General features: G+C 71.5%; 24 protein-coding genes and 1 tRNA gene. 7 read left to right on the top strand and 18 right to left on the bottom strand.

Annotated elements, in window-relative coordinates; translation table 11 throughout:
• Positions 1-274: 274 nt before the first annotated feature.
• From ACZ3YO_RS31225 to ACZ3YO_RS31265, 9 genes are all read right to left on the bottom strand, one after another.
• Positions 275-1054 (bottom strand): ABC transporter permease, encoded by a 780-nt coding sequence (locus ACZ3YO_RS31225; RefSeq protein ID WP_465576036.1) that lies wholly within the window; start codon positions 1052-1054, stop codon positions 275-277.
• A complete protein-coding gene (locus tag ACZ3YO_RS31230) occupies positions 1051-2010 on the bottom strand; it encodes an ATP-binding cassette domain-containing protein (RefSeq protein ID WP_465576039.1) in 960 nt (319 codons plus the stop codon). Before ACZ3YO_RS31230 ends, ACZ3YO_RS31225 begins: the two co-directional genes overlap by 4 nt.
• Positions 2011-2104: 94 nt before the next feature.
• Positions 2105-2941: a DUF4097 family beta strand repeat-containing protein gene (locus ACZ3YO_RS31235; RefSeq protein WP_465576042.1), complete on the bottom strand. Its 837-nt coding sequence runs from the start codon at positions 2939-2941 to the stop codon at positions 2105-2107.
• 96 nt (positions 2942-3037) lie between these two features.
• A complete protein-coding gene (locus ACZ3YO_RS31240) occupies positions 3038-3586 on the bottom strand; it encodes a hypothetical protein (protein WP_465576044.1) in 549 nt (182 codons plus the stop codon).
• Positions 3587-3745: 159 nt separating this feature from the next.
• On the bottom strand, positions 3746-4765 hold the full coding sequence (locus tag ACZ3YO_RS31245; RefSeq protein ID WP_396322790.1) for an adenosine deaminase: 1020 nt from the start codon (positions 4763-4765) through the stop codon (positions 3746-3748).
• 213 nt (positions 4766-4978) lie between these two features.
• A complete protein-coding gene (locus tag ACZ3YO_RS31250; RefSeq protein WP_465576046.1) occupies positions 4979-6274 on the bottom strand; it encodes a DUF445 domain-containing protein in 1296 nt (431 codons plus the stop codon).
• A 325-nt stretch (positions 6275-6599) separates the two neighbouring features.
• On the bottom strand, positions 6600-7559 hold the full coding sequence (locus ACZ3YO_RS31255) for an ABC transporter ATP-binding protein (protein ID WP_465576049.1): 960 nt from the start codon (positions 7557-7559) through the stop codon (positions 6600-6602).
• A 30-nt stretch (positions 7560-7589) separates the two neighbouring features.
• On the bottom strand, positions 7590-8354 hold the full coding sequence (locus ACZ3YO_RS31260; protein WP_465576252.1) for an ABC transporter permease: 765 nt from the start codon (positions 8352-8354) through the stop codon (positions 7590-7592).
• Positions 8355-8466: 112 nt separating this feature from the next.
• Positions 8467-9327, bottom strand: coding sequence for an ABC transporter permease (locus tag ACZ3YO_RS31265; protein WP_465576051.1), 861 nt, complete (start codon positions 9325-9327; stop codon positions 8467-8469).
• Between the two features lie 334 nt (positions 9328-9661).
• Between ACZ3YO_RS31265 and ACZ3YO_RS31270 the strand changes: the two genes are divergently transcribed.
• Positions 9662-12040 (top strand): transglycosylase domain-containing protein, encoded by a 2379-nt coding sequence (locus ACZ3YO_RS31270; protein WP_465576054.1) that lies wholly within the window; start codon positions 9662-9664, stop codon positions 12038-12040.
• 143 nt (positions 12041-12183) lie between these two features.
• Here the strand turns inward: ACZ3YO_RS31270 and ACZ3YO_RS31275 are convergent, their stop codons facing one another.
• From ACZ3YO_RS31275 to ACZ3YO_RS31285, 3 genes are all read right to left on the bottom strand, one after another.
• The gene (locus ACZ3YO_RS31275) at positions 12184-13374 is read right to left on the bottom strand and encodes a winged helix DNA-binding domain-containing protein (RefSeq protein WP_465576056.1); all 1191 of its coding nucleotides are present in this window, start codon (positions 13372-13374) and stop codon (positions 12184-12186) included.
• Between the two features lie 101 nt (positions 13375-13475).
• A complete protein-coding gene (locus ACZ3YO_RS31280) occupies positions 13476-13778 on the bottom strand; it encodes a GroES family chaperonin (RefSeq protein WP_148645002.1) in 303 nt (100 codons plus the stop codon).
• A 229-nt stretch (positions 13779-14007) separates the two neighbouring features.
• The gene (locus ACZ3YO_RS31285; protein ID WP_465576059.1) at positions 14008-14349 is read right to left on the bottom strand and encodes a DUF3618 domain-containing protein; all 342 of its coding nucleotides are present in this window, start codon (positions 14347-14349) and stop codon (positions 14008-14010) included.
• Between the two features lie 143 nt (positions 14350-14492).
• Here ACZ3YO_RS31285 and bcp point away from each other — a divergent pair, with 143 nt between their 5' ends.
• Entirely contained in the window at positions 14493-14969 is a 477-nt protein-coding gene (gene bcp, locus ACZ3YO_RS31290) for a thioredoxin-dependent thiol peroxidase (RefSeq protein ID WP_465576062.1), read from the top strand.
• Positions 14970-15147: 178 nt separating this feature from the next.
• Here bcp and ACZ3YO_RS31295 read toward each other — a convergent pair whose 3' ends face one another.
• Together ACZ3YO_RS31295 and ACZ3YO_RS31300 are read right to left on the bottom strand one after the other, a co-directional pair.
• Positions 15148-17610 carry a chitinase C-terminal domain-containing protein gene (locus ACZ3YO_RS31295; RefSeq protein ID WP_465576064.1) on the bottom strand — a complete coding sequence of 821 codons (2463 nt, stop codon included), beginning with the start codon at positions 17608-17610 and terminating at the stop codon, positions 15148-15150.
• A 259-nt stretch (positions 17611-17869) separates the two neighbouring features.
• Positions 17870-18472, bottom strand: a complete 603-nt coding sequence (locus ACZ3YO_RS31300) for a CGNR zinc finger domain-containing protein (protein WP_465576066.1) — start codon at positions 18470-18472, stop codon at positions 17870-17872.
• An 89-nt stretch (positions 18473-18561) separates the two neighbouring features.
• On the opposite strand from ACZ3YO_RS31300, the gene ACZ3YO_RS31305 reads away from it, so the two are divergent.
• From ACZ3YO_RS31305 to ACZ3YO_RS31315, 3 genes are all read left to right on the top strand, one after another.
• Positions 18562-19047 carry an HPP family protein gene (locus tag ACZ3YO_RS31305; RefSeq protein WP_465576069.1) on the top strand — a complete coding sequence of 162 codons (486 nt, stop codon included), beginning with the start codon at positions 18562-18564 and terminating at the stop codon, positions 19045-19047.
• A 325-nt stretch (positions 19048-19372) separates the two neighbouring features.
• A complete protein-coding gene (locus ACZ3YO_RS31310) occupies positions 19373-19984 on the top strand; it encodes an HNH endonuclease signature motif containing protein (RefSeq protein WP_465576072.1) in 612 nt (203 codons plus the stop codon).
• A 64-nt stretch (positions 19985-20048) separates the two neighbouring features.
• Positions 20049-20123, top strand: a tRNA-Leu gene (locus tag ACZ3YO_RS31315).
• A gap of 65 nt (positions 20124-20188) precedes the next feature.
• Here the strand turns inward: ACZ3YO_RS31315 and rdgB are convergent.
• From rdgB to ACZ3YO_RS31335, 4 genes are all read right to left on the bottom strand, one after another.
• Positions 20189-20794 carry an RdgB/HAM1 family non-canonical purine NTP pyrophosphatase gene (rdgB, locus tag ACZ3YO_RS31320; protein ID WP_465576075.1) on the bottom strand — a complete coding sequence of 202 codons (606 nt, stop codon included), beginning with the start codon at positions 20792-20794 and terminating at the stop codon, positions 20189-20191.
• 20 nt (positions 20795-20814) lie between these two features.
• Complete coding sequence (locus tag ACZ3YO_RS31325) at positions 20815-21204, bottom strand: hypothetical protein (protein WP_396322707.1); 390 nt, start codon at positions 21202-21204, stop codon at positions 20815-20817.
• 163 nt (positions 21205-21367) lie between these two features.
• The gene (gene rph / locus ACZ3YO_RS31330; protein WP_465576077.1) at positions 21368-22093 is read right to left on the bottom strand and encodes a ribonuclease PH; all 726 of its coding nucleotides are present in this window, start codon (positions 22091-22093) and stop codon (positions 21368-21370) included.
• A gap of 227 nt (positions 22094-22320) precedes the next feature.
• Positions 22321-22701, bottom strand: a complete 381-nt coding sequence (locus tag ACZ3YO_RS31335; protein WP_465576080.1) for a PTS sugar transporter subunit IIB — start codon at positions 22699-22701, stop codon at positions 22321-22323.
• 254 nt (positions 22702-22955) lie between these two features.
• Between ACZ3YO_RS31335 and ACZ3YO_RS31340 the strand changes: the two genes are divergently transcribed.
• Together ACZ3YO_RS31340 and ACZ3YO_RS31345 are read left to right on the top strand one after the other, a co-directional pair.
• Positions 22956-24245: a PTS transporter subunit EIIC gene (locus ACZ3YO_RS31340; RefSeq protein WP_465576083.1), complete on the top strand. Its 1290-nt coding sequence runs from the start codon at positions 22956-22958 to the stop codon at positions 24243-24245.
• 808 nt (positions 24246-25053) lie between these two features.
• Positions 25054-26331 (top strand): PTS transporter subunit EIIC, encoded by a 1278-nt coding sequence (locus ACZ3YO_RS31345; RefSeq protein ID WP_396322711.1) that lies wholly within the window; start codon positions 25054-25056, stop codon positions 26329-26331.
• Positions 26332-26583 lie beyond the last annotated feature (252 nt).

The raw sequence follows: 26583 nt of genomic DNA on the forward strand, positions 1-26583 counted from the left end.
CAGCTACGGCGACATCACCGCCCGCAGCCTCTGACCCACCCCGGCCACCCGGCACCCGCAGCCGGCCACCCGCAACCGGCCACCCGCAACCCGCAACCCGCACAAGGAGCACCCGCACCATGGAACGGTCGCCGAGCACGGGCCGAAAGGGGGCCGTCCAAAAGCCGGGCCGGCCGCCCAGCGACTGCCGCGGCGGGCGGGGGCTCCCGAGCGGGAACCGCCGGCGACCGCCACCTGTCGCGGTGACGGCCCGGTGCGACGGAGAGCGGGCGGGCTACCGCCGCGCGGTGCGGTGGAAGGTGCTGCGCGCCCAGAGGTAGCCGACGGCGGCCAGGGCGATGCACCAGGCGAGGGCAGCCATCGCACTGCTGCCTATCTCCGTGCCCATCAGCAGGCCTCGCAGGGTCTCGATGACCGGGGTGAAGGGCTGGTACTCGGCGAACCACCGCAGTGCCGTGGGCATGGAGTCCGGCGGGACGATGGCACTGCCGATGAAGGGCAGGAACTGGAGCGGCATCGGGAGGTTGCTGGCGCTCTCCGGAGTCTTCGCGACCAAGCCGATACCGGCGGCGAGCCAGGTCAGGGCCAGGATGACGAAGACGAGCAGGCCGGAGGCGGCGAGCCACTCCACCGGGGTCGCGTTGGGCCGGAAGCCCATCGCGAGGGCGGCGGCGAGCACGAGGACCATGCCGATCACCGTCTGGATGACGCTGCCGACCACGTGCCCGGTGAGGAAGGCCGAGGGCGAGACCGCCATCGTCCGGAATCGGTTGACGATGCCCTCGGTCATGTCGACGCAGACGCCGACCGCCGTCACCAGTGCCCCGGACGTCGCCGCCATCAGCAGGATGCCGGGGGTGACGTAGTCGATGTAGTCGCCTCCACCGATGCCGAGGCCGAGTGCTCCGCCGAACGCGTAGTTGAACAGCAGCAGCATCATCACGGGCATCATCACGACCGCGAAGGTCATCGACGGGTACCGCTGTGCGTGCTTGAGGTTGCGCCGCAGCATCGTCAGGGAGTCGCTGACGGCGTAGGTCGTCGTGCTGCTCATCGGGAGGCCCCCTCGGTCAGGGTGAGGAACACGTCGTCCAGGTCGGGGGTGTGCACGGTCAGTGACTCGGCCCGGACCCCGGCGTTGTCGAGCACGTCCAGGACCGCCTTCACCGTGACGACGGAGTTGTCGCCGGGGATGGAGAGGGCGAGAGCCTCCTCGTCGGCCGCGGCGTAGGTGAAGAGCGCGGCGGCCGAGGCGAGTTCGGCCGGACCGGCGAACCCCAGCCGCAGGTGGCCGCCCGGGATGAGCCGCTTCAGCTGCTCCGCCGTGCCCTCGGCGACGATCCGGCCACCGTCCAGGACGGCTATCCGGTCGGCGAGTTGGTCGGCCTCCTCCAGGTACTGGGTGGTGAGGAAGACGGTGACGCCGTGGTCGGCGACCAGGCTCCGGATGATCTCCCACATCGTGCGCCGGCTGCGCGGGTCCAGGCCGGTGGTGGGCTCGTCCAGGAAGATGATCCGCGGGTCTCCGACCAGCGTCATGGCGAGGTCCAGCTTGCGCCTCATGCCGCCGGAGAAGGTGGCGGCCGGCTTCGTCGCCACCTCCGTGAGGTCGAACCGCCGCAACAGCTCCTCCGCCCGCCTCCGCCCCTCCCGACGGCCGAGGTGGTTGAGGCCGGCCATCAGCAGCAGGTTCTCCCGGGCGGTGAGCAGGTTGTCCACCGCCGAGAACTGCCCGGTGACACCGATCGCCGCGCGGACCGCGCCGGCCTCCCGGACGAGGTCGTGGCCGGCCACCCGTACGGCGCCGTCGTCGGCCGGGATCAGGGTGGAGAGGATCTGCACGGCGGTGGTCTTGCCGGCGCCGTTCGGCCCGAGCAGGGCGAAGACCGTGCCCTCGGGGATGGTCAGATCGATGCCGCGGAGCACCGTCTTCCCGCCGTAGGACTTGGTCAGCCCGGTGGCGGTGATCGCCGACGCGGTGAGCGTGGCGGAGGCGGGCGTTAAGGTCATGGCGGTCACGCTTCCTTGGGTGCCGAGATGCCGAGAGGTGCCACGAGGTGCCGAGAGGTACCAAGAGGCACCGGCGGCCGGAGATGGCGGATGGTCAGGAACGCCGGATCACGATGTCGCCGAGCTGCGTCCGGCCGCGGACCTCGACGGTCTGGCCGGCCCCGCCCGGGCCCTCCGTGGATGCGAGCGTGTTGCGGACGCTGCCGAGCCGGGTGTGGACGTCGAGCCAGGCGGCCGACGCTTCGCGGATGCCGATCTCCAAGTCCCCCACGGCGGTCTGCAGGGCCACCTGACCGCCGACGACCTCGCCGATCCGGATGGCGCCGTGGGCCGACTTGATGTCGACGTCCGCGCCGGCGACGCCGACGCTGACCTGGCCGTTGGACGAGTTGACCTTGAGGTCGCCGCCGACCTCGCCGATGACCGTCTCGCCGTTGAGGTTCTTCACCGTCGCCGCGCCCAGGATGGCGCCGATCTCGACCCGGCCGGAGCCGGCGATCTCGGCGTCCCCGTCGGCGCGCTGGAGGCGGATGTCGCCGTGGTCGGTCTTCAGGCGGACGGTGGCCGCCTGCTCGACCTGGATCCGGCCGACCGAGGTCTTCAGCCGGCAGTCACCGAGCAGGCCCTCGCAGAGGAAGTCCGCGATGGGCGCGTCCCCGTTGATCTCGGATCCGGCCGGCAGCTCGATGGTGACGTCCACCGAGCCCGCCTTGCCGAAGAGGGAGCGCTTCTTCGGGCCCTTGATCACCAGGGCGCCGCCGGCGCAGCTGACCTTGGTCTGCGCCGCGGTCTTGACGTCCGCCTCCACGTCGGCGTCGGCCGGCCGCACCTCCACCACGGTGTCGGTGCGCTTCCCCGCGGTGATCCGCACGGAGAGGATGTCGAATTCGAGGGTGACGTTGATCGGGTCGGGGGTGTCGAAAGTAGGCATGGCTGTCCCGTCCTCTTGGCTCTGGTGGGTGTTCCCGCCCGTCGGGCGGGGTGACGTCGAGACTGGTGGCGTGGGAAGGAGCGGAGCGAGAAGCGGCTACCGGACCCAGCCGGTGTAGCCCTGGCCCGTCGCCCGCCTGGTCCGGCCGACGGCGCGGGCGGGCTCGCCCGGCTCCAACGCGGCGGCGGCCGCCCGGACCAGCCAGGCGTTGACCGAGAGGCCCTCCTGCCCGGCGGCCTCCTCCACCCTGGTCTTGAGGTGGGCGGGCAGGCGGAAGTTGATCCGGGCGGTGTTGCTGTCGTCCGCGTCCGGCGCCACGGATGGCGCCATCGATGCCGCCGATGGCACCACCGGTGACGCCGGTACCAGGAGCTCGCCGGACTCGTGGAACGGCTCCACCGAGGGCGGCACCGTCACCACGAACTCCGGATCGAGCCCGCGGAGCCGGACGTCCACCGACCCCGGGGCGAGGTCACGGGTGACCTCGCCCATCGCGGCGGAGAGGGCGTTGAGCAGGGTGAGCCGTGCGGCTGACTCCAGCGGCAGAGTCAGGCGCTCGGCCAGAGCGCGGGCTTCGTCCCCGCCCGCGCCCGCCGCTACCGCGAGCTCGTGCCGGAGATTGTCGACGTACGGCGTGAGGTCCATGGCCCACAGCATGGCACATCGATGGCGCCATGAGAAGTGCCATTGTGGCACCATCACCCGAAGGGGTGGCGCCAGACGCGGAACGCCCCTGCCGGGCGAACCCGGCAGGGGCGGTCACCACCACCCGGCCGGCCCGGAGCCGGCGCAGGAGGACGCAGGTCAGCCGCGGTCCCACCCGGCCAGGTAGGCATCGATCTCGCCGACGATCCGGGCCTTGCCGGGCGCATCCAGGAAGGACGCCTCGACGGCGTTGCGCGCCAGCGCGGCGACGCCCGCCTCGTCCAGGTCCAGCAGCCGGGCCGCCACCGCATACTCGGTGTTGAGGTCGGTGCCGAACATCGGCGGGTCGTCGCTGTTGACGGTGACCAGCAGGCCCGAGTCGACCATCTGCTTGATCGGGTGCTCCTCGATCCGCTCCACCGCCCGGGTGGCGATGTTGGAGGTCGGGCAGACCTCCAGCGGGATCCGGTGCTCACCGAGGAAGTCCAGCAGTGCCGGGTCCTTCACGGCCTGCGTGCCGTGGCCGATGCGCTCGGCGCCGAGCACCCGCAGCGCGTCCCAGACCGTCTCCGGGCCGGTGGTCTCGCCGGCGTGCGGGACACTGCGCAGGCCGGCCGCGCGCGCCCGGTCGAAGTACGGCTTGAACTGCGGGCGCGGCACGCCGATCTCCGGGCCGCCGAGGCCGAAGCTGACCAGGCCTTCGGGGGCGAGGTCGACGGCGAGCCGGGCGGTCTCCTCGGCGGCGGCCAGGCCGGCCTCGCCGGGGATGTCGAAGCACCAGCGGAGCACCACGCCGAGCTCCTTCTCGGCGTGCAGCCGGGCGTCCTCGATGGCCTCCATGAAGGCGACGTCGGGGATGCCCCGGCTGACCGAGGAGTACGGGGTGACGGTCAGCTCGGCGTACCGGATGTTCTGCCGGGCCATGTCCTCGGCGACGCCGTAGGTCAGCGCGCGGACGTCCTCGGCGTCGCGGATGAGGTCGACGACGCTGAGGTAGACCTCGATGAAGTGGGCGAAGTCGGTGAAGGTGAAGTACTCGGCGAGGGCCGCCGGGTCGGTCGGCACCCTGGCCTGGCCGCGGTGGCGGGCGGCCAGCTCGGCGACGACGCGCGGCGAGGCCGAGCCGACGTGGTGGACGTGCAGCTCCGCCTTGGGCATCCCGGCGATGAACGCCTCGATGCCCCGCCCCCCGGCACGGCCCCCGGCCGTGCTCCCGGTGGGGTTTCCGCTGGGGTTTCCGATCCGACTTCCGTCCGGCTGGACCACGGTGGTGCCCTTCTTCTCTACGTTTCTACGCGTTCTCTACGTTTCTACGCGCGTATCGAGCAGTGTCCGCCAGGATAAGCACACCCGGCCGACCCCGTCCCGCCCTAGCGCGGCGGGGCCCCCGGCTCACCCCCCGAGGGCGACCGCCACGGTGTGGATGATCAGTCCGGCCAGGGCGCCGACCACGGTGCCGTTGATCCGGATGAACTGGAGGTCGCGGCCGACGTTGGCCTCGATCTTGCGGGAGGCGTCGTCCGCGTCCCAGCCTGCCACCGTCTCGGAGATCAGCGAGGTGATCTCCGCCCGGTAGGTGTCGACCAGGTACTGGGCGGCGTCCTGGAGCCAGCGGTCCACCTTGGCCTGGAGCTTCGGGTCGGTCGCCAGGCGTGCGCCGAAGTCGCGCACGCCGGTGCGGATGCGCCGGCGCAGTTCGCTGTCCTCGTCCTCGGCGGCGTTCAGCACCAGGGTGCGAACGGCGGCCCAGGTGGAGGCGATCAGGTCCTGCACCTCGGAGCGGGCCAGCAGGTCGGACTTGGCCCGCTCGACCCGGGCGATGGTCTCCGGGTCGGTCTGCAGCTCGGTGGCGAAGTCGGCGAGGAAGCTGTCGACGGCGCCACGGGCCGGGTGCTCGGGGTCGTCGCGGATGTCGGAGACGAAGCGCATCAGCTCCTTGTAGACCCGCTCGCCGACCTGGTTGTCCAGGAACTTCGGCGTCCAGCCGGGGGTCTTCTGGGTGACCTTCCGGACCACCTCCTCGTGGTTCTCGGCCAGCCAGTCGTGCGCCCGGACGGCGACCAGGTCGACCACACCGTGGTGGCCGCCGTCGGCCACCACCTTGCCGAGCATCCGGCCCATCGGCTCGGCGACCGAGGTGGCGCCGGCCCGCCTGGTCACCGCCTCGCCGACGACCGCCTGCACGTCGTCGTCGCGCAGCACCGCGAGCACCCCGCGCAGCGCGGCCGAGGCCTCCTTGGTGACCCGCTCGGCACTGCCGGGGGCGGACAGCCACTCACCGAGCCGGCGGGCGATGCCGAGCGCGGCGAGCCGGCCGCGCACCACGTGGCCGGAGAGGAAGTTGTCGCCGACGAAGTCGCCGAGCGACCGGCCGAAGGCGTCCTTCTTGGTCGGGATGATCGCGGTGTGCGGGATCGGCAGGCCGAACGGACGGCGGAACAGCGCGGTCACCGCGAACCAGTCGGCCAGGGCGCCGACCATGCCCGCCTCGGCGGCCGCCGCCACGTAGCCGGCCCAGGCGCCGGCGCCGGCCGCCTTCGCCCAGGTGGCAAGGGCGAAGACCAGGGTCGCGAAGGCCAGCAGACCGGTCGCGATGGTCTTCATCCGGCGGACGCCGCGTCTCTTCTCCTCGTCGGCCGCGGTGAACCGGACGCCGGGGCCGGTCCCGCTGAAGGGTTCGTCGCTCACCCCGCCAGTCTGCCCGTTGCCCGGCGCGAGCGGAGGGCGCGCCCCGCCAACGCACGCCGGGAGTCCGCCTCCAGGGGCCCCGGCCCATCGCCGGCACGCACGCCCTGACACTCAGGCAACACGCCCCCGGCGCTGCCCTCCGCCTCACCGCGCACCCACACCTGAGCGCCCCGGCCGGACCCACGCGCCCCGGCCGACGATCATCCTCACCCCGTCCGCGCCGCCCCGCCGCCGTCCCGGCCGGCGGCCCCGCTGCTGCCCCTGCCCACCCGGGAGCCGCCCGGCCCCGCCCGTATCGGGCCGGGGCCGGACGCACCCGCCCGGGTCAGCCGATCGCGACCTCCGCGTACATCCGGGCGATCACGTCCTCGATCGCGGGCTCGCGGACCGAGAGGTCGACCAGCGGGTACCGGTCGGCGACGGCCGCGACGATCGGAGCGGCGCTCTGCTGGGCGGGGAAGGCCAGCCACTGCCGCGGTCCCTCGACCTTCACGACCCGCGCGCCGGGCACCTCGATCGGCGGCCGGGCCTCGGCGAGGTCGACCACCAGGATCCGTTCGCTCTCGCCCACCGCGTGCAGGCCGTCCAGCCCGCCGTCGTAGACGACCCGGCCGTGGTCGATCACCATCACCCGGTCGCAGAGCTGCTCGATGTCGGTGAGGTCGTGCGTGGTGAGCAGCACGGTGGTGCCCTGTTCGCGGTTGGCCTCGCGCAGGAAGTCGCGGACCCTGCCCTTGCTGATCACGTCGAGCCCGATGGTGGGCTCGTCCAGGTAGAGCACCTGCGGGTCGTGCAGCAGCGCCGCCGCCAAGTCCCCGCGCATCCGCTGGCCGAGCGAGAGCTGGCGCACCGGCGTGTCCAACAGCGCGCCGAGGTCCAGCAGTTCGACGTAGCGTCGGAGGTTGGCGCGATATCGGTGGTCGGGGATCCGGTAGAGCCGGCGGGCGAGTTCGTAGGAGTCGCGCAGCGGCAGGTCCCACCAGAGCGTGGTGCGCTGCCCGAAGACGACGCCGATCCGGCGGGCCAGCGCGACGCGCTCCCGGGCCGGGTCGACGCCGGCGACGCGCAGCCGCCCGCCGGAGGGCACCAGGATGCCGGTGAGCATCTTGATGGTGGTGGACTTGCCGGCGCCGTTCGGGCCGATGTAGCCGACGCACTCGCCGGCCTCCACCGTGAAGCTCAGCCCGTCCACCGCGCGCACCTCGCGCTTCTCGCGCTTGAACCGGCCGGCCTTGGCGCGGACGGTGAAGGTGCGGCGGACGTCGTCGAGTTCGATCAGTGCCATGGGAGTTCTGCTTTCACGAGGGGGTGGGGGTCAGCTGCCGGTGCCGCGGTACGCGCGCAGGCCGGCCCGCCAGGCGAGGCCGGCGAGGGCGCAGCAGAGCACCGCGGCGACGGGCGAGGCGTACTGGAAGGCCGCCGGCAGGCCGAGCGGATCGGGCCGGCCGAGGATGCGCAGGGCGGGCAGCCAGTTGGCGAAGGCCAGCGGGACGCCGAAGACCACGCCGGCCACGAGCTCCTTGGCGAAGATCGTCGGCGGGTACTGCAGCAGGGTGGCGCCGCCGTAGGTGAGGGAGTTCTGCAGCTCACCGGCCTCGCCCCACCAGAACTGCACGGTGGCTCCGCCGATGAAGACCGCCGCGAAGATGGTGGTGCCGCAGACGAGCAGGACGGGCACCAGCAGCACTCGGTCCCACGTCCAGTCGACGTCCAGCGCCGCCAGCGACCAGACCAGCACCGCCGTCGCCTGCACGGGCCGCCCGAGCCGGCGGAGGGTGAAGCGTTCGGCGCAGAGCTGGGCCAGCGCGGGGGCGGGGCGGATCAGCATGGTGTCCAGGCTGCCGGCGCGGATCCGTTCGCCGAGCGCGTCGGCCGTGCCGACCAGCAGGTTGGCGGAGCCCAGCGCGAACGCCGACGTCCCGTACAGGAAGCCGAGTTCGGGCAGGGTCCAGCCGCCGAGGGCGTGGGTGTGCTGGAACATCAGCAGGATGACGACGAAGTCGAGGAAGGTGATGACCGTGCTCGACACGGCCATCAGGGCGAAGGAGAGCCGGTAGGACATGGTGGAGCGGTTCCACATGGCGGCCACCAGCCACCAGGAGCGGACCGCCCAGCGGACCCGCGCGGCGACGGTCTCGGACCGGACGGCGGGCGCCTCGGTGCGGACGGGGAGTGCCCCGGTGCGGACGAGGTCAGCCACCCTGGACCACCACCTTGCGGGTCGCGAGCCGCTGGACGGCGTGCCCGGCTCCGAGCAGCAGGGCCGCCCAGAGCGCCTGGAGGCCGAGGATGCCGAGCAGGCCGGTACCGGTGTGCCGCTCCAGGAAGACGTCCGTGGGGATCTGGATCACGGCCGCGAAGGGCAGCGCCCCCGCGAGCCCGCCGAGCCAGCCGGGGAAGAGGCCGAGCGGCAGCAGCATCCCGGAGAAGAACATCGTCACCACCACCATGACCGAGCGGATCCCCTCCGCGTCCTGGAGCCAGAAGCCGGTCAGCGAGACCAGGAAGCGCAGCCCGAAGCTGACCACCACCGCGAGCAGGACGGACAGCAGGAACACGGCCCAGACCGCCGGGTGGTGCGGCAGCCGGGTGTCGAAGGCGAGGCAGCCGGCGACGGTCGGCAGCACGCCGCGGGCCAGCAGCTGGAAGCCGGCCCGGCCGAGGTCGTTGGCCAGCCACCACCCCTGGAAGTCCACCGGCCGGTGGAGGTCGACCGCGATGTCCCCCTTGCGGAAACGCTCCTGGATGTCGTCCTGGAAGCCGCCGCCGAAGACCGCGACGGTGGCCAGCAGGGACTGGCTGATCCAGATGTAGGTGACGGCCTGGGAGGCGTCGTAGCCGCCGAGCCCGGGCCTGGCCTGCCAGAGGGCGAGGAAGGTGTAGGCCAGGATGAAGCCGAAGACGGTGTTGGTGACACCACCGGCCAGGGTGGCGGCCCGGTAGGTGGAGTAGCGGCGGAAGCCGCCGCGGACGACGGCGAGGTAGAGGCGGACGGTGCCGCCGACGTCCGGAGGGGGCCTGAGCTGCGTCTCGACCGGCACAGCGCTGGGCATATTGTCTCCTTATCGACAAATATGGGCAGGCGGAGGTACCCCGGAACAGCGCACCGGGCACCGGCGCGGAACACCGGCGCACGAACACCGACGCACGAACACCGGCGCACGAACGCCGGCGGCAGGCACCGGCGGCAGGCGCCGGCGCATGCCGGACCGGCCCCGACCGGCCCCACCCGGGGGTACCGGGCGAGCGGGCGGAGCTGTCCGAGCCGCGTACGCGAGAACTGGGTGCGCTATATGGTTTGCACCTTTCACCGTACCGCCGACGATCAGTGGACGCACCCGGTTTTTCCACCACCTGATCGCGGATCAAATAGCACATAATCGCGGCATGACCTTGAGGGCAGACCACCGCACCCGACGTCAGGCCAAACGGGCCGCCCGTCGCGAGGCGCGCCGCGCCAAGCCGTTCTGGCGCCGGCTCCTGCCCACCTGGCGGATCACGCTCGGCGCGCTCACCGCCGTCCTGCTCCTCGCCGTCGGCTCCTTCGCCGTGCTCTACCTCATCGTCCCCGTGCCCGACCCCAACGCCCACGCCGTCGCCCAGAACAACATCTACCTCTACGCCGACGGCACCACCGAGATCGCCCGCACCGGCGCCGTCAACCGCACCGACGTGACGATCACCCAGATCCCGCCGGACACCCAGCACGCCGTCGTCTCCGCCGAGGACCGCACCTTCTACCGGAACGGCGGCATCGACCTGAAGGGCATGGTCCGCGCCGGCTGGAACACCCTCACCGGCAAAGGCATGCAGGGCGGCTCCACCATCACCCAGCAGTACGTCAAGAACTACTACCTGACCCAGGACCAGACCATCGAGCGCAAGGGCCGTGAACTCTTCATCGCCCTCAAGGTCGACCAGCAGCGCAGCAAGAACGAGATCCTCACCGGCTACCTCAACAGCAGCTACTTCGGCCGCAACGCCTACGGCATCCAGAGCGCCGCCCGCGCCTACTACGGCGTCGACGTCTCCCAGCTCACCCTCCCCCAGGGCGCCTACCTCGCCGCCCTGCTCCAGGCCCCCAGCATCTACGACGTCAAGACCGCCACCCCCGCCAACCGCGAGAAGGCCGTGGCCCGCTGGAACTACGCCCTCGACGGCATGGTCCAACTCGGCTTCCTGACCGCCGTCGACCGCGCCTCCATCACGTTCCCCGAGCCGATCGACCCCCAGCCCGCCACCGGCCTCGGCGGCCAGGCCGGCTACCTGGTCGGCGTCGCCGACGACTACCTCGTCTCCAGCGGCATCATCGACACCGCCACCCTCAAGGCCGGCGGCTGGCGGATCACCACCACGTTCGACAAGGACAAGCAGGACGCCTTCACCCACGCCGTCCAGCAGGAACTCACCGACGAACTCGACCCCGCCAAACGCCCCACCACCGACACCGACGTCCGCGTCGCCGGCGCCTCGGTCGAACCCGCCACCGGGCGCGTCGTCGCCGTCTACGGCGGACCCGACTACGCGAAACAGCCCTACAACGACGCGCTGCGCCAGGACAACCAGATCGGCTCCACCTTCAAGCCCATCGACCTCGCCGCCGGCCTCAACTCCGGTCGCAGCAGCGGCGACGGCCGCCCGATCACCACCGAGACCCGCTACGACGGCACCAGCGAACGCCCCGTCACCGGCGGCCCCACCCCGTACGCCCCGCCCAACGAGGACGACATCGACTACGGCGACATCACCCTGCGCCAAGCCATGGCGAAGTCCGTCAACTCGGTCTACGCGCAGGAAGGCGTCGATGCCGGACTCGCCCACGTCCGGGAGACCGCCATCCGGCTGGGCATCCCCGACAACGTCCCCGGAATGGACCCGGCCAACACCTCGATGACCCTGGGCACCGCCACCCCCAGCGCCCTCAACCTGGCCGGCGCCTACGCCGCGTTCGCCAACCACGGCCAGGCGTACACCCCGTGGTCCGTCACCAAGCTCGAACGCGTCCACACCGGCGGCGCCATCGACGTCCCCAGGATGCCCGAGCACGTCCCGACCAGCGCGATCGACCGGGGCACCGCCGACGCCGTCACCGACGTCCTGCGCGACGTCGTCAGCCCGCGCGGCACCGGCGCCGCCGCCCTCGACCTCGGCCGCCCCGCCGCCGGCAAGACCGGCACCACCGACTCCAACCTCTCCGCCTGGTTCGCCGGCTTCACCCCCGAACTCACCACCACCGTCGGCCTCTTCCGGGAGAACCCGAAGACCCACGCCAAGGAACCGCTCTCCGGCACCGCCGGCTACACCCGGATCAACGGCGGCGCCTTCCCCACCGAGATCTGGACCGCGTACATGGCCGACGTCCTGGACGGCACCGACGTCCAGCACTTCGACCTCCAGCCCGGCCGCGACAACAGCCGGCCGAGCACCCCGGCCACCACCGCAGCGGCCTCGCCGTCCCCCAGCGCGAGCGCCACCAGCGCACCGCCCAGCACCCCCGCCCCCTCAGTGCCCGTACCGGTACCGGTACCGGTTCCGGACGTGCCCACCCCGAGCAGCCGGCCCACCGAGACCCGGCCCACCCCCACCCCCGAGGCACCCCACCCGACACCCACCCCCGAGCCACCGGTCACCACCCCGACCAGTCGGCCCTCCTCGGCCAGGCCCACCCCGCCGTCGACCCCGACCCCGACCCCGACCGCACACCCGTCGGCCACCGGCCCGAGCCCGGGCCCGAATCCGGCGGCCGCCACCCCACCCGCCCCGTGAGCCGAACCGCCGCCGCCGACCCGGACCGCGCGGGCGAACCGAACCACCGGCGAGCCCGACCGTGGGTGCCCCGGGCCGCCGGTGAGGCGAACCGCCGCCGGTGAGGCGGACAGCTGCCGCTGATCCGGGCCGCCGGTGAGCCGCTACGCCACCAACTCCCGCTCCAGCGGCGTCCGGAACCGCGGCGTCACCCGCACCTCCCCCAACCAGCCCGACAACCGCGCCGCCTCCCCCGCGACCGCCGCCTCCCCCTCAGCCCCGACATCCGCGAACAGCCGCCACACCACCTCGCCGTCCGCACGCTGCGCCCAACCGCCCACCACCCGGCCGCACCACCAGACCGTCGGCCCCGCATTGCCCGCCCGGTCGAACAGCGCCGGGACGTCCTCCGGCCGCAGATACCACTCACGCCCGCGCCAGCCCATCACCGTCGGGTCCAGCGCCGGCAGCAGCGCCGCCCACGGCTCCGGCTCCGCCACCGGCTCCACGTCCCCCGGCAGCACCAGACCCGCCACGCCCCCGGCCAGCGCCACGTCCACCGCGCCCACGTCCGCCAGCGCCTTACGGGTGTCACCCAGCGTCCAGCCCGTCCACCACTTCACGTCCTCGACCGTGGCCGGCCCGTACGCCGCCAGCCAGCGCCGCACCACCTCGGCCTTGGCCTCCCGCACCGGCACGTCCGGCCACTGCGGCACCCGCGCCCACGGATAGCTGCTGCTCAGCCAGGACCCGCGCGGCCGGCACCGCCGCAGATGCCCGTCCGAGGCCAGCAGTCGCAGCAGCCGGCTACCCACGCTCTGCTTCGCCTCGTACGGCTTGCCCGCCGACATCAGCATCGTCTCGCGCAACGCCGGTACGTCCGCGCCGAGTTCACTCGTCGTCGCCTCACCGCGCCGGTCCAGCGCGGCCAGCACCGCCACCTCCGTCTCCGCGAGGCGCCGCTCGTCCCAGCCCTCGGCGAAGTCGCGCAGGTGCTTCAGCAGCGTCGCCCGCTCCTTGACCGCGATCGCCCGCGCCGTGGACGCACTCACGTACGGCGCGAACTCCTCCGTCACGGCGAAGATCGTCCGCCGCATCGACAGCAGCTTCACCAGCGAGACGTCCTCGTACAGCGCCCGCTCGACCTCGGCCGCCGACGGCTCCGCCAGCCGCGCGCACGCCGACAGGTAGACCGTCGCCGCATCGGTGGCGTGCAGCCCGACCACGGCGTCCGTCACCTGCTCGACCCGCGCCGCCCGACCCGAAGGCGCCAGAAGATGCCGCCTGCCCACCCGAGCCCGGCGCTGCTCGTCACCGACCGGAGGCACACTGCTCGAACGCACACCGCTGCTCATGCCGGGACCCTACTGCCGGCCACCGACAGACCGGCCCCGACATGACGCGGCGGGCCGCCACGCACCACGGCGTGACGGCCCGCCCCGGGCCGGTCAGGTCCTCACAGGTAGAGCCCGGTCGAGCCCTCCGTGTCGCCGAAGCGCATCGCGGCCACGGCGTGCAGGTCACGCTCGCGCAGCAGCACGTAGGTGGCGCCGCGGACCTCCACCTCCAGCTTGTCCTCCGGGTCGTACAGGACGCGGTCACCCGGCTCCACCGAGCGGACGCTCTGGCCCACCGCGACGGCCTCCGCCCAGGTGCAGCGCTTGGACAGCTCCGCGGTCGCGGGGATGAGGATGCCGCCGGTCGAGCGGCGCTCGCCCTCGCTGCCCTCGGTCTTCACCAGGACGCGGTCGTGCAGCATCTTGATCGGCAGCTTCTCGCCCAGCCGGTCGTGGCGCGGCGAGTCGTGCTCCGGCGAGGCGGTCTGCGGGGTCGGTTCGTCGTTCGTACTCACGATCCCGAAGGTACCGCCCCCGGGCCCGCGGCGTGACGCTGGCCCGGAGTACGAGACCACCGGGACGTACGAGAACGCCGTACGGACAGACGGAAGGCCGGGCACCACCGGCGCCCGGCCCCGACAACCCCGCCGTTCAGCCCTTGCGACGCTTGCGGGCGGACGCGACCAGCAGCACCAGGCCGACGCCGACCATCGCGGCCGGGACGACCCGCTCCTTGCGCGGCTGCCCCTTCTCGTCCACGAACTGGGCCTTGGCCTTCTCCACCAGCCCGCTCGCCGCCACGTACGCCCGGCCGGCCTTCTCCTCCACGGAGGCCACCGCCTTCGCCTTGACCTGGGCCGAGATGGTGCTCGGGTGGACGCGCATGGCGAGCTCGTCCAGGGTCGCCGCCAGCTGGGTGCGGGTGCGGGAGATGTCCGCCTCGATCTGGGCGGTCGTCCGCGCCGACTTGTCCTTCGTGCTCGCCTCGCCCACTCGGGCCACCCCAATTCACTGATGTTGTCCTGTGCGACTGACCCAGTTTGTCAGTTGCCACGCAGGCCCGCGCGGCCCCACCCACCATCGGAGGTAAGTTTGCCGTGGTACGACCACCCGCCCACGCACCAGGAGAGTCCCCCGTGACTGAGCGTCTCCAGCCCGGCGACACCGCGCCCGCCTTCAGCCTGCCGGACGCCGACGGCAACCAGGTGTCCCTCGCCGACCACCTCGGCCGCAAGGTGATCGTCTACTTCTACCCCGCCGCGCTCACCCCGGGCTGCACCAAGCAGGCCTGCGACTTCACCGACAACCTGGAGGTCTTCGCCGGCGCGGGCTACGACGTCATCGGCATCTCGCCGGACAAGCCGGAGAAGCTCGGCAAGTTCCGCGAGACCGAGGACCTCAAGGTGACCCTGCTCTCCGACCCGGACCACGCCGTCCTGGAGGCCTACGCCGCGTACGGCGAGAAGCAGAACTACGGCCGCACCTACCAGGGCGTGATCCGCTCCACCGTGATCGTGGACGAGCAGGGCAAGGTCGAGCGCGCCCTCTACAACGTGAAGGCCACCGGCCACGTCGCCAAGCTGCTGCGCGACCTCAAGGTCGAGAGCGCCTGAGCGACCTGCTCCGGCAGGCGCCACCGGGGCGCGGCGGTGCGGCACCGGCCCGCCGCCGCGCCCCGGTGCCGTCCACGGAGGCTGCCCGCCCCCGGGGCCCGGCAACGGAGCGGTGGCGGCACACCCCCCGACCGGGTGCACCGCCACCGCCGTCTCTCACCTCAGCGGACCGCTGTCATCAGCAGGTCCCGAGGTCGCTCCAGACGCCCCACGAGCCGCTCGCGCCGGGGTCGTCGCCCTTGGTCCACCACTTGTTCTGGTAGTAGTGGCCCTTCCAGGACACCTTGGTGGCCGTCGCGTAGACGGTGCCCGCGTCCCAGCTCGGCGCACCCGCACAGGTGCCCACGGTCGGGGTCGCGGTGGGGGTCACCGTCGGCGTGACGGTCGGCGTCACCGTCGGCGTCACCGTCGCGGTCGGGGTCGCGGTCGGCGTGGCCGTCTGCGACGGGGTCGGCGTCGCGGTGCCGCCGTCGACGGCGCCCCGGCTCAGGTCGCCCGTGAGGCCGTACAGCGTGCCCCCGACGTTGACCGTCCAGTTCGAGGGCGTCGACACCGGCAGGTAGTAGACGAAGTCCATGTCGACCGACGCGCCCGGCGCCAGCGGCTGCCAGCCCGGCAGCTTCACCGACACCCGGTTGTAGGTGCCCTTGAGGCCGCCCACGTTGCCCGGCCCGGGGTCGTCCTGCTTGATGACGGTCAGCCCGAAGCCGGACTGGTCCTTCGCGTTGCCCGGGGCCGAGTTGCCGTAGTCGAACTGGAACTCGGTACCGCCCGGCAGGGTCACCGTCGAGTTGTTGACGATGTGGATCTTCGGGTTGATCGGGTAGTTCGAGTCACCCAGCGCGAAGTTGGTGAACGACACGTCGATCGGCAGGGTCTGCTGCGGCAGCGCGGTCGTCGAGCGGACCGCACCGTACGGCGAGGCCGCCTTGAACTTGTCGTACATCAGCGAGGTCAGCGTCGAGCCCGGCACGTACTGGCCCTTGCCGCCGTTGGCGGTCGCGTCCCACTTGTAGTCGCCCGCGAGCTCCCAGATCATCGCGCCGCCCGCGCCCTGGTTGACGATGTAGTCCGCCTTGGCGCCCACCGACTGCTCGTCCTCGGTGGAGAGGAAGACCTTCTTGGAGTCGTTCCACAGCCACGGCGCCACCAACGAGGAGCTGTAGTTGCGGGCGTAGGTGCCCTGCAGGGCGGTGTCGGTCACGCCGTACTCGGAGAGGTAGTCGGGCACGATGCCCTTCTCCAGGTTCTTCGCGTGCCACATCGGGTTCGAGCCGGCCGGGGACTCCTTGCCCGCGTCGTCCTTGTCGTTCCAGATGTTGTCGACACCGACCGCACCGTCACCGCACGCCGTGAGCCCCGAACCCACCGGGCAGGTGGTCGCCGACGCGGTGCCCCAGAGGCCGTTGGTCCCGCCGGTCACGTTCTTGAACCCGCGCGTGTAGTACGGCAGGCCGACATTGATCCGGCCGCCCGGCATCGCACCGCGGAAGTAGTGGTACGACCAGTCCGCGTTCAGGTAGCCGATCCCGCCGTACTGGCCGGTGCCGTACACGTTGGCCGCCGCCAGCTCACCGTCCTTGCCGTCGTCGAACAGCGAGGCGTTCGGGCCGACGTACTTGTTCCAGGCGCCGTGCAGGTCGTACGACATGATGTTGACGTAGTCCAGGTACTGCGCCACCTGGAAGGTCTCCATGCCGCGCAGCAGGTAGCCGGACGACGGGGCCGCGACCGAGAGCAGGTAGTGCTTGCCGTCGGCGGCACCCGCCCGGTCCAGCTTCTCCCGCAGCGTCTTCATCAGCGCCGCGTAGCCCTTGGCGAGCGACGCGCGCTTGGAGTTGGCCAGCTGCCAGTCCAGCGGGTTGCCCGCGTCCTTCATCGAGGTCGGGTACTCGTAGTCGACGTCGACGCCGTTGAAGCCGTACTTCTTGATGAAGTCGACCGAGGAGTCGGCGAAGGTGTCGATGCCCGCCTGGTTGACGGAGCCGTCCGGGTTGACGGTCATCGAGTAGAAGCCGCCGGAGTCGACGCGCTTGCCGTCGTCGCCGAAGTACCCGCCGGTCTCGGTCCAACCACCCACCGAGATCATGGTCTTGACGTTCGGGTACTGCTTCTTGAACTTCGTCAGCAGGTTGAAGTGCCCCTTGTAGGGCAGCGACGGGTCCAGCTCGGCGCCGGGCACGCCCGGGAAGGAGATCCCGGTGGCCTCGTTCTTGTCGTCGTCGGTGCCGACGGAGATCTTGTTGTCGCCGCCGACGTGCCCGAACGCGTAGTTCAGGTGGGTGACCTTGTCCCAGGGGACGTCGCTCACCAGGTAGGGCTGGGTCCCGTCCTTGCCGGTGCGCCAGCCGGTGAAGTAGCCGATGATGCGGCGCTGGTGGTCCGCGCCCATCTTCTCGCGGCCCGCGGTGTCGTAGACGCTGCAGTACGGGACGTCCACCCCGGGAGTCCGGTACATGCCGTCGGGCCGACAGGCCGCGTTGTCGACGGCCGCGGACGCCTGCGAGGGCGCCGCGCCCAGCGTCGCCACCAGCAGGCCGGCCAGGCCGGCAGCCGCCAGCGAGGCCAGACCCGCCCGGGCGGCCGGGCTCTTGGAGTGACGGGCAGCGGTGGGACGCCGCTCCGCCGTGGATCGGATCAACACTCGGTCCTCCGGGAGAGAGTGTCGGCGCGTACCTGTGGGGGAGCACGCACGTGGGGGAATGCAGATTGGCGCTGAAGCTATGTGGTCTGAACCACATAGGTCAATAGGTCTGTACCAATTGGTAATCAATTCCCCAACAGCGCCGGTCGAACGGCCGATACCCGACGGTCACCCACGGTCGGCCCGCGAGCCGCCCACCGGCCTGCCCCCGGCCGACTCCCACCCCTCCCCCGGCCGGCTTCCGGCCGGCACCCGTTCAGTCGTCCGCATGCCGACGGCTGTGCCGGGCCACCCGGACCCGCGTCCCGCAGGCCGTCGAACACCACGCCCGGCGCGCATGCTGCTGCAGGAAGAACAGGATGCAACCCGGCGCCGGACACGCCCGCACCGACCCGCGCCGATCCCCCGTCAGCAACCCCACTCCCGCCTGCGCCACCCGCCCCAGCAGCACCACCCCGTACTCCCCCGCCGCCGAACGGCGCACCCCCTCCGCGGCCGCCCCCGGCGACAGCTCCACCCACCCCGGCGCCGCCCGCACCGCCGCGTTCACCACCGCGACGTCACCCTCCCCCGCCGGCCCGCCGGCCACCACCGCGGTCAGCACCGCGCGCAGCGCCCGCCGCAGCTCCAGGAACGCCGCCAGCTCCGCCCCGCCGAGCACCCCGGTCGGTGCGCTCGGGAGGTCCAGCCCGACGGCATGGCGCTCCACCCACAGCTCCAGGTCGGACGGCTCCACCAGCACGTCCACCAGATGACCGCGCAGGCCCCCGCGGACGAAGGTGCTGTTCACCAGATCCAGCGCGAGGTGCTCGCCGTCAACTGGCATCTCGCCCACCGCACCGCGCTCCACCATGGCCATTCCCTAACGGTAACGCGACTTGCCACATGTTAGGAAGCCGCGAATACTAACGATCGAATTTTTCCTTTGCCGTTAGGAGCAGCCCGGCCATGCCCCTCCCCAGCCAAGCCCCCGCCCGCCCCGCGACCACCAGCGTCCTCGCCTCCACCGCCACCGCCGTCACCGCCCTCCTCCTCCTGGTCGCGCTCGGCGCCCTCACCCGCCAGCCCCTCCTCATCCCCCCGCTCGCCGCCACCATGGCCCTCATGGCCGGCGCCCCCGACCTCCCCCTCGCCCAGCCCCGCAGCGTCATCGGCGGCCAGCTCCTCTCCGCCCTCACCGGCTACGGCGTCCTCGCCGTCACCACCCCCGCCTACTGGTCCGCCGCCATAGCCGGCGGCCTCGCCCTCGGCGTCATGGCCCTCACCCGCACCCCCCACTCCCCCGCGGCGGCCACCGCGTTCATCGTCACCCTCACCGCCCCCGCCGCCACCCGCTTCCTCCCCCTGCTCCTCCTCGCCACCCTCCTCCTCACCGGCACCACCCTCGTCGGCGCCCGCCTGACGGGCCGCAAGTACCCGAAGTACTGGTGGTGAGGCCGTAACCGAACGGGACGACGATCGTTCGCACACACGGGGGACGGGCGCACACACAGGCCCGAAGGGGGACGACCATGCCGGTCAAGTACACCCGTGAGCTGCTCACGACACTCGCAGCGGAGTCGAACAGCGTCAACGACATCATGCGAAAGCTCGGCGTGCCGATGGCGGCGGCACGCACAGCTACCTGAGCAAGCGGCTTCGGTTCTACGGGATCGACACCTCGCACTTCAACGAAGGCCGGCCGGACTACGGGCGCCGCCGGTACTCCCGGCTGCAGCTGGCCGAGGCAGCGGCCAACAGCGACAGCATCAACTCCGTCATGGCATACCTCGGAGTCACGCCCTACGACAGCCTGTACTCCTACCTCAAGAAGCGGCTGGCCGAATTCGGCATCGACACCTCGCACTTCACCTTCAGGGGCGACGGCCGCAACAGGATCGAGGCCATCCCCAAGCACGCGCTGGCGCAGGCCGTGGCAACGCACGACAGCTTCCGCGGCGTCATTCTCGCCCTCGGGATGACCGACTGTGGCAGCTCCCGAACACTGGTCAGGGAGAGCATCGCCTTCCACCAGCTCGACACCGGTCACTTCACGGGGCAAGCACACAACAAGGGCCGGAGGGCCGGGCCGCGGTGCAAGGCCGAGGAGCTGCTCGTGCAGCGTCCGCCGGGAAGCCACCGCGTGCCGGGCGACCGCCTCCGCGCCATGCTCGTACACATCGGGCACCCCGACATCTGCGAGATGTGCGGCGCCCCTCCGACCTGGCTCGGGCACGCCATGACCTTGGAGGTCGACCACATCAACGGCAACTGGCTCGACAACAGGCGGGAGAACCTCCGTCTCCTCTGCCCCAACTGCCACTCCATCACGCCCACCTACTGCGGACGGAACAGGAGCCGGGACGCGCGCGCCGGGGGCATCGCGGTGTAGCGCGACCCTCGGCCGGGAAAGGTGCGGCCTGCGGCGCAGTCAGCCGGTAGGCTAGAGCCGATGTGCGCCCGTACTCCAGCTGGCTAGAGAGGTGCGGTTTAGGTCCGCAGTGTCGTGGGTTCGAGTCCCACCGGGCGTACCGACTGAAATGGCCCGCCTGCCTTCAAATCGAAGGCAGGCGGCCATCGTCGTTCCTGCCGCTCGTCAGCCCAGTAGTTCCTTCACCACCGGAACCAGCCCCCGGAAGGCCTTGCCGCGGTGGCTGATGGCGTTCTTCTCGTCCGCCGTCATCTCGGCGCACGTACGGCTCTCACCCACGGGCTGGAGGATCGGGTCGTAGCCGAAGCCGCCCTCACCGGCCGGCGCGGTCCGCAGGGTGCCGAGGAGGCGGCCCTCCACCACGCGCTCGGTGCCGTCCGGCAGTGCCAGTGCCGCCGCGCAGAAGAAGTGGGCGCCGCGGTGCTCCGCGTCGATGTCGGAGAGCTGGGCGAGGAGCAGGTCCAGGTTGGCACGGTCGTCGCCGTGCTTGCCGGCCCAGCGGGCGGAGAAGATGCCGGGGGCGCCGTTGAGGACGTCCACGCAGAGGCCGGAGTCGTCGGCGACGGCGGGCAGGCCGGTGGCCCGGGCGAGAGCGTGGGCCTTGAGGAGGGCGTTCTCGGCGAAGGTGACACCGGTCTCGCGGACGTCGGGGATCTCGGGATAGGCGTCGGCGCCGATCAGTTCGACGTCCAGGCCGGCGTCGCCGAGGATGGCACGCAGTTCGGCGATCTTGTTCTGGTTGCGGGTGGCGAGGATCAGGCGGGTCGACATGAACCCACCCTAACCGGACGTCAGCCGGTGCAGACCTGGGTGAGGTTCCCCGCGGCGTCGCCGAGCGGCTTGAGGTCGGGGACCTGCTTGCCGTTGACCGCCTGCTGGACCTTGTCGACCTGGGTGTTGAGGTCGTTGATGGCCTTGACGACGTCGGTGTTCTTGGAGTTCTTGCCGAGCTGGTCGAGGTCGTTCTTCAGCTTCTGGAGCGCCTGTCCGGCGGCGGCCGCGTCGTTGCTCGCGTTGTTGTAGGCGTTGGTGACGTCGGCGATGTCGCCGGTGATGCGGACGGCGGTGTTGCCGCAGTCGAGCGCCTTCTGGGCGGCCGAGCAACTCACCACGCTGAGCGGGAGGATGGCGATCAGGCCGGCCACGGCGAGGGTGGCGGGGCGGGCGATGCTCTGGGGCATCCGGTCCTCCTGGGTGCGCGGGTTCCGTAAGGGGAGGACGCGCGGTGAGGGGTGCGCGGTTCCCGCATTCGGGTGCTGCGGGAACGGTAAGGGCTCCGGGCCCGGCCTGTACAGCGGCGGTGCCCGGAGCCCTCGGTTTTCGGAAGCGCGACCGGACCCGGTCTCAGGCCTCCAGGGCCTTGCGCTGGATCTCGTCGAGTTCGGCGCAGCCGAGGGTGCCGAGGCCGAGGAGGCGGTCCAGGAGGGCGCGGTCGAAGGGGGCGCCTTCCGCGGTGCCCTGGACCTCGACGAAGCGGCCGTCGGAGGTGCAGACGATGTTCATGTCGGTCTCGGCGCGGACGTCTTCCTCGTACCGGAGGTCGAGCATGGGGGTGCCGTCGATGATGCCGACGCTGACGGCGCTGACGCCGCCGGTGATGGGCTGGCCCTTGGCGCGGAGGATCTTCTTGTCCCGGGCCCAGGCGACGGCGTCGACGAGGGCGACGTAGGCGCCGGTGATGGCGGCGGTGCGGGTGCCGCCGTCGGCCTGGAGGACGTCGCAGTCGAGGACGATGGTGTTCTCGGCGAGGGCGCGGTGGTCGATGACGGCGCGCAGGGAGCGGCCGATGAGGCGGCTGATCTCGTGGGTGCGTCCGCCGATGCGGCCCTTGACGGCTTCGCGGTCGCCGCGGGTGTTGGTGGCGCGGGGGAGCATGGAGTACTCGGCGGTGACCCAGCCTTCGCCGCTGCCCTTGCGCCAGCGCGGGACGCCTTCGGTGACGCTGGCGGTGCACAGCACCTTGGTGTCACCGTAGGAGATGAGGACGGAGCCTTCGGCGTGCTTGCTCCAGCCCCGCTCGATGGTGATGGGGCGGAGCTGTTCGGGGGTGCGGCCGTCGATGCGTGACATAGGAACCGAGCGTAGCCGCTTCTGCCGGGTGGTCCCGGTACGCCCCGACGGGTCCGGATCGGTGCCCGTGGGACCGGGTGGCGGGGTGCCGCCGGGGTGGCGGGTGTTGCCTGTCCGGGGTTGCGGGTATTGCCCGTCCGGTGCGGCCGGGTTGCCCGGAAGTCCTCGGCCCGCCGCCCCTGGGCGGGGCCGGCGGGCCGGAGGGTGGTGAGCCGGGTGGGCTCAGCTCACATCATGTCTTCGATGTCGGCGGCGATCGGGTCGGCGTCGGTGCCGATGACGACCTGGATCGCGGTGCCCATCTTCACGACGCCGTGGGCGCCGGCGGCCTTGAGGGCGGCCTCGTCGACGAGGGAGGCGTCCTTGACCTCGGTGCGCAGGCGGGTGATGCAGCCTTCGACCTCTTCGATGTTGTCGATGCCGCCCAGACCGGCGACGATCTTCTCAGCCTTGCTGGCCATCTGTTGTTCTCCCTCTGTCTCGGCCCGTCGGCTGCTCTGCCGGGTGCCGTCCTGCGCTGTGCTCGGGTCCCCGGCCGGGGCTGGGGTGGGTGGTTGCCGGTGCTGACGCGGTTTCAGCGGCCGTCGCGCTGCACGGCAGCGCGACAAGCATCACCCGACCAGGACCGATCTGCCACGTTAATCCACTTTTGGCCCATTCCGGCGCGCACGATCTGGATCTTCGTCCGAAGATGACGATCAGCGGGGCATGCGCCCCGGCGCGCCCGGCCTGCGTCCCCAAGGGTGGTCTACACCAATATATGGGTACTCCGACGAACGCAGGAAGGGCCCCCGGGTGTTCCCGAGCCCCGCCCGACGGCCCAGGGGGCCAGCGGCCGGCAACTGCTCTCGGAGGGCGAAGGATGAGTTCGGCAGGCGCCACAGCCCCGCAGACCGTGTGGTGGCACACCTTCTACGGCGGCCTCCAGAAGATGGGCCGCTCGCTCCAGCTGCCGGTCGCGGTGCTGCCGGCGGCCGGCATCCTCAACCGGCTCGGACAGCCCGACGTCTTCGGCAAGGACGGGCTCGGCTGGGACAACGTCGCCAAGGTCTTCGCGGCGGCGGGCGGCGCGCTGCTGGACTCCTCGCTCGGTCTTCCGATGCTGTTCTGCGTCGGCGTCGCGATCGGCATGGCGAAGAAGGCGGACGGCTCGACGGCGCTGGCGGCCGTGGTGGGGTTCCTCGTCTTCTACCAGGTGCTGCACGCCTTCCCCGAGGACTGCAAGGTGCCCACCGTCCTGGTCGGCAACCAGTGCGTGGACTACACCTCGGCGAAGGCCGCCGCCGCGACGTACCAGAACCCGGGCGTCCTGGGCGGCATCCTGATCGGCCTGATGTCGGCCTGGCTGTGGGTGCGCTTCCACCGCACCAAGCTGGTCGACTGGCTCGGCTTCTTCAACGGCCGCCGCCTGGTCCCGATGATCACCGCCCTGGTGGGCATGCTCGCCGCCTGCCTGGCCGTCTGGGCCTGGCCGCCGATCGACCGCGTGATGACCGACTTCAGCCAGAACCTGGTCGATCTGGGCTCAGGCGGCGCGGGGATCTTCGGCGTCGCCAACCGCGTGCTGCTGCTGATCGGCATGCACCAGCTGCTGAACACCTTCGTCTGGTTCCAGTTCGGCGAGTTCACCAAGCCGGACGGCGTGATCGTGCACGGCGACATCCCGCGCTTCCTGGCCGGCGACCCGACGGCCGGCCAGTTCCAGTCCGGCTTCTTCCCCATCATGATGTTCGCCCTGCCCGCCGCCGCGCTGGCCATCGCGCACTCCGCCAAGGTGCACCGCCGCAAGGAGATCTACGGACTGATGCTCTCGGTCGGCCTGACCTCCTTCATCACGGGCGTGACCGAGCCGATCGAGTACTCCTTCGCCTACGTCGCCCCGGTGCTGTACGCGGTGCACGCCCTGCTGACCGGTGCGTCGATGGCGATCACCTGGGGCCTGGGGGTGCACGACGGGTTCAGCTTCTCGGCCGGCCTGATCGACTACGCGATCAACTGGAGCCTGGCCACCAAGCCCTGGATGATCATCCCCATCGGGCTCTGCTTCGCCGCCGTGTACTACGCGCTGTTCCGGTTCATCATCGTGAAATTCGATATGAAAACACCCGGACGCGAGGACGAGAGTCAGGTCGAGGACGTGACCCGGGCATAAACCCAGCGTCACCACGAGCCCTCCGAAAAGGCCTTCGGACCATTGGTCCGAGGGCCTTCGGCATATCCGGAACAGGCCGATGGTCCCGATACGGAAGTCCCGCCATTGGCGCGCCGGAAATTCGGCGACCCGGCCGGCCCGTGACCCGTCGCCCCGCCCCGGCACTGCGCGGGCGGGCGGGGTGGTAGTCGCTCGGCGCCCGCCCGCCGGCGCGGCTTCGGCGGGGGCGCCGGGTGGGGGAAAGATCGCCGCGGCGGCGCGGCGGGCCGGCCGGCAAATCCGCCGCAGTCGTTCCGCACGGGCGCCGCCACGGGTTTCTCGCGGCGAATGGGATGGCGCGACGGAGTGCGGTGACAATCCGGCGGCGATGACCGGACGGCGGCCGGGGAGGTCGGATCCGCTCGCACCCTCCCCCGCCCGACCGCACCCGCGGGCGGTCCGCACCCGGCCCCACCCCTCCCGGGCCCGGCCGGGCCACCCACGGACGCCTCCGCCCGCTCCGTCCGGTCTCCGCCGGACCGGCCGCACCCGCCGGCCACCCCGTCGACCGGCCCCCGCCGGACGGCCGGCTCTTTTTGTTGCGCAAATAGCCAAAATGCCAATCACGGCGGGTAATCATGATCGTCGATCCGCAAGTAGGTTTCGATTTCATAGCGCTTCCCACCAGCACCGCTTTCAGGGGTTCCCCCCCTTCTCCACCCGTGCTACAAAACTGGTCTACACCACGTGTGGTGTAGACCAGTTCGCGGTTCGGCCCCCTGTGCACCTACCCCCGACCGACCCGCCCTGCCGTTAGGAACCCACCCCCATGAGTCAGTCTGCGCAGGCACCGGCGCCCGCCGCGGCTCCGGCCACGCCAAGCCCCACCAAGAAGTTCGGCCAGAACCTGCTGCAGGGTCTGCAGAAGATCGGCCGCAGCCTCCAGCTGCCCATCGCCGTTCTCCCTGCCGCCGGTCTGCTGCTGCGCCTCGGCCAGGACGACGTGTTCGGCAAGGACGGCCTCGGCTGGAACAAGGTCGCCGCGGTGTTCGCCACCGCCGGTGACGCGGTCTTCGCCAACCTGCCGCTGCTGTTCGCGGTGGGCATCGCGATCGGCTTCGCCAAGAAGGCGGACGGCTCCACCGCGCTCGCCGCGCTCGTCGGCTTCCTGGTGTACAAGAACGTGCTGACCGCGTTCCCGGTCACCGAGGCCGTGGTCGCCGACGGCAAGTACACCGCCGCCACGTACCAGAACCCGGGCGTGCTCGGCGGCATCGTGATCGGTCTGCTCTCCGCCGTGCTGTGGCAGAAGTACCACCGCACCCGGCTGGTCGACTGGCTCGGCTTCTTCAACGGCCGCCGTCTCGTCCCGATCATCATGGCCTTCGTCGGCACCGCCGTCGGTGTCCTCTTCGCCCTGACCTGGGGCCCGATCGGCGACGCCATCAAGAGCCTGAACGACACCCTGATCGGCGCCGGCGCGTTCGGTGCGGGCGCCTTCGGCCTGGTCAACCGCGGTCTGCTGCCCGTCGGCATGCACCAGTTCGTGAACTCCTACGCCTGGTTCCAGACCGGTGACTTCACCAAGCCCGACGGCACCGTCGTCCACGGTGACCTGACCCGCTTCTTCGCCGGCGACCCGACCGCCGGACAGTTCATGTCGGGCTTCTTCCCGATCATGATGTTCGCCCTGCCCGCCGCGGCGTTCGCCATCGCCCACACCGCCAAGCCGCACCGCCGCAAGGCCGTCACCGGCATGATGCTGTCGCTGGCGCTGACCTCCTTCGTCACCGGTGTCACCGAGCCGATCGAGTTCGCCTTCGTCTTCATCGCCCCGGCCCTGTACGTCATCCACGCGGTGCTGACCGCGGTCTCGATGGCCCTCACCTGGGCGCTCGGTGTGCACGACGGCTTCACCTTCTCCGGCGGCCTGATCGACTACGCCCTGGCCTGGAACAAGGCCACCGACCCGTGGATGATCATCCCGATCGGTATCGCGTTCGCCGCGCTCTACTACTTCCTCTTCCGCTTCGCGATCGTCAAGTTCAACCTCAAGACCCCCGGTCGCGAGGACGACGACGAGATCGAGGACGTCACCAAGGCCTGACGCCGAGGTACGACCCGCAGCACCCCCGGCCCCGCCCTGCCGCTCGCTCCCCCGAGCGGCAGGGCGGGGTCGTTCGCGTGCCCCGCCCCTGCCGCGCCGTCCCCCGCCCCTCCCCTCCCTCCCCGTCCCACCCCGTCCCACCCCCGGAGCCCTGCGGTGAGACGACGGTTGACGAACCGGCAGGGCCGCTGGTCAACTGAAGCGGTGAACGCCCGGCGCATCCTGGTCACCCGCAGCCACATCGACTTCGGT

The sequence above is a fragment of the Kitasatospora sp. NPDC022785 genome (assembly GCF_055561295.1).

What these genes read in the sequence shown, in the direction of transcription:
- ACZ3YO_RS31345 (WP_396322711.1), top strand. Translation starts at nt 25,054, where the DNA reads ATGAGTCAGTCTGCGCAGGCACCGGCGCCCGCCGCGGCTCCGGCCACG.
- ACZ3YO_RS31270 (WP_465576054.1), top strand. Translation starts at nt 9,662, where the DNA reads ATGACCTTGAGGGCAGACCACCGCACCCGACGTCAGGCCAAACGGGCC.
- ACZ3YO_RS31230 (WP_465576039.1), bottom strand. Translation starts at nt 2,010, where the DNA reads ATGACCTTAACGCCCGCCTCCGCCACGCTCACCGCGTCGGCGATCACC.
- ACZ3YO_RS31305 (WP_465576069.1), top strand. Translation starts at nt 18,562, where the DNA reads ATGCCCCTCCCCAGCCAAGCCCCCGCCCGCCCCGCGACCACCAGCGTC.
- ACZ3YO_RS31340 (WP_465576083.1), top strand. Translation starts at nt 22,956, where the DNA reads ATGAGTTCGGCAGGCGCCACAGCCCCGCAGACCGTGTGGTGGCACACC.
- ACZ3YO_RS31325 (WP_396322707.1), bottom strand. Translation starts at nt 21,204, where the DNA reads ATGCCCCAGAGCATCGCCCGCCCCGCCACCCTCGCCGTGGCCGGCCTG.
- ACZ3YO_RS31235 (WP_465576042.1), bottom strand. Translation starts at nt 2,941, where the DNA reads ATGCCTACTTTCGACACCCCCGACCCGATCAACGTCACCCTCGAATTC.
- ACZ3YO_RS31240 (WP_465576044.1), bottom strand. Translation starts at nt 3,586, where the DNA reads ATGGACCTCACGCCGTACGTCGACAATCTCCGGCACGAGCTCGCGGTA.
- ACZ3YO_RS31275 (WP_465576056.1), bottom strand. Translation starts at nt 13,374, where the DNA reads ATGAGCAGCGGTGTGCGTTCGAGCAGTGTGCCTCCGGTCGGTGACGAG.
- ACZ3YO_RS31260 (WP_465576252.1), bottom strand. Translation starts at nt 8,354, where the DNA reads ATGTGGAACCGCTCCACCATGTCCTACCGGCTCTCCTTCGCCCTGATG.
- ACZ3YO_RS31255 (WP_465576049.1), bottom strand. Translation starts at nt 7,559, where the DNA reads ATGGCACTGATCGAACTCGACGACGTCCGCCGCACCTTCACCGTCCGC.
- rdgB (WP_465576075.1), bottom strand. Translation starts at nt 20,794, where the DNA reads ATGTCGACCCGCCTGATCCTCGCCACCCGCAACCAGAACAAGATCGCC.
- ACZ3YO_RS31265 (WP_465576051.1), bottom strand. Translation starts at nt 9,327, where the DNA reads ATGCCCAGCGCTGTGCCGGTCGAGACGCAGCTCAGGCCCCCTCCGGAC.
- rph (WP_465576077.1), bottom strand. Translation starts at nt 22,093, where the DNA reads ATGTCACGCATCGACGGCCGCACCCCCGAACAGCTCCGCCCCATCACC.
- ACZ3YO_RS31280 (WP_148645002.1), bottom strand. Translation starts at nt 13,778, where the DNA reads ATGCTGCACGACCGCGTCCTGGTGAAGACCGAGGGCAGCGAGGGCGAG.
- ACZ3YO_RS31310 (WP_465576072.1), top strand. Translation starts at nt 19,373, where the DNA reads ATGGCATACCTCGGAGTCACGCCCTACGACAGCCTGTACTCCTACCTC.
- ACZ3YO_RS31300 (WP_465576066.1), bottom strand. Translation starts at nt 18,472, where the DNA reads ATGGCCATGGTGGAGCGCGGTGCGGTGGGCGAGATGCCAGTTGACGGC.
- ACZ3YO_RS31225 (WP_465576036.1), bottom strand. Translation starts at nt 1,054, where the DNA reads ATGAGCAGCACGACGACCTACGCCGTCAGCGACTCCCTGACGATGCTG.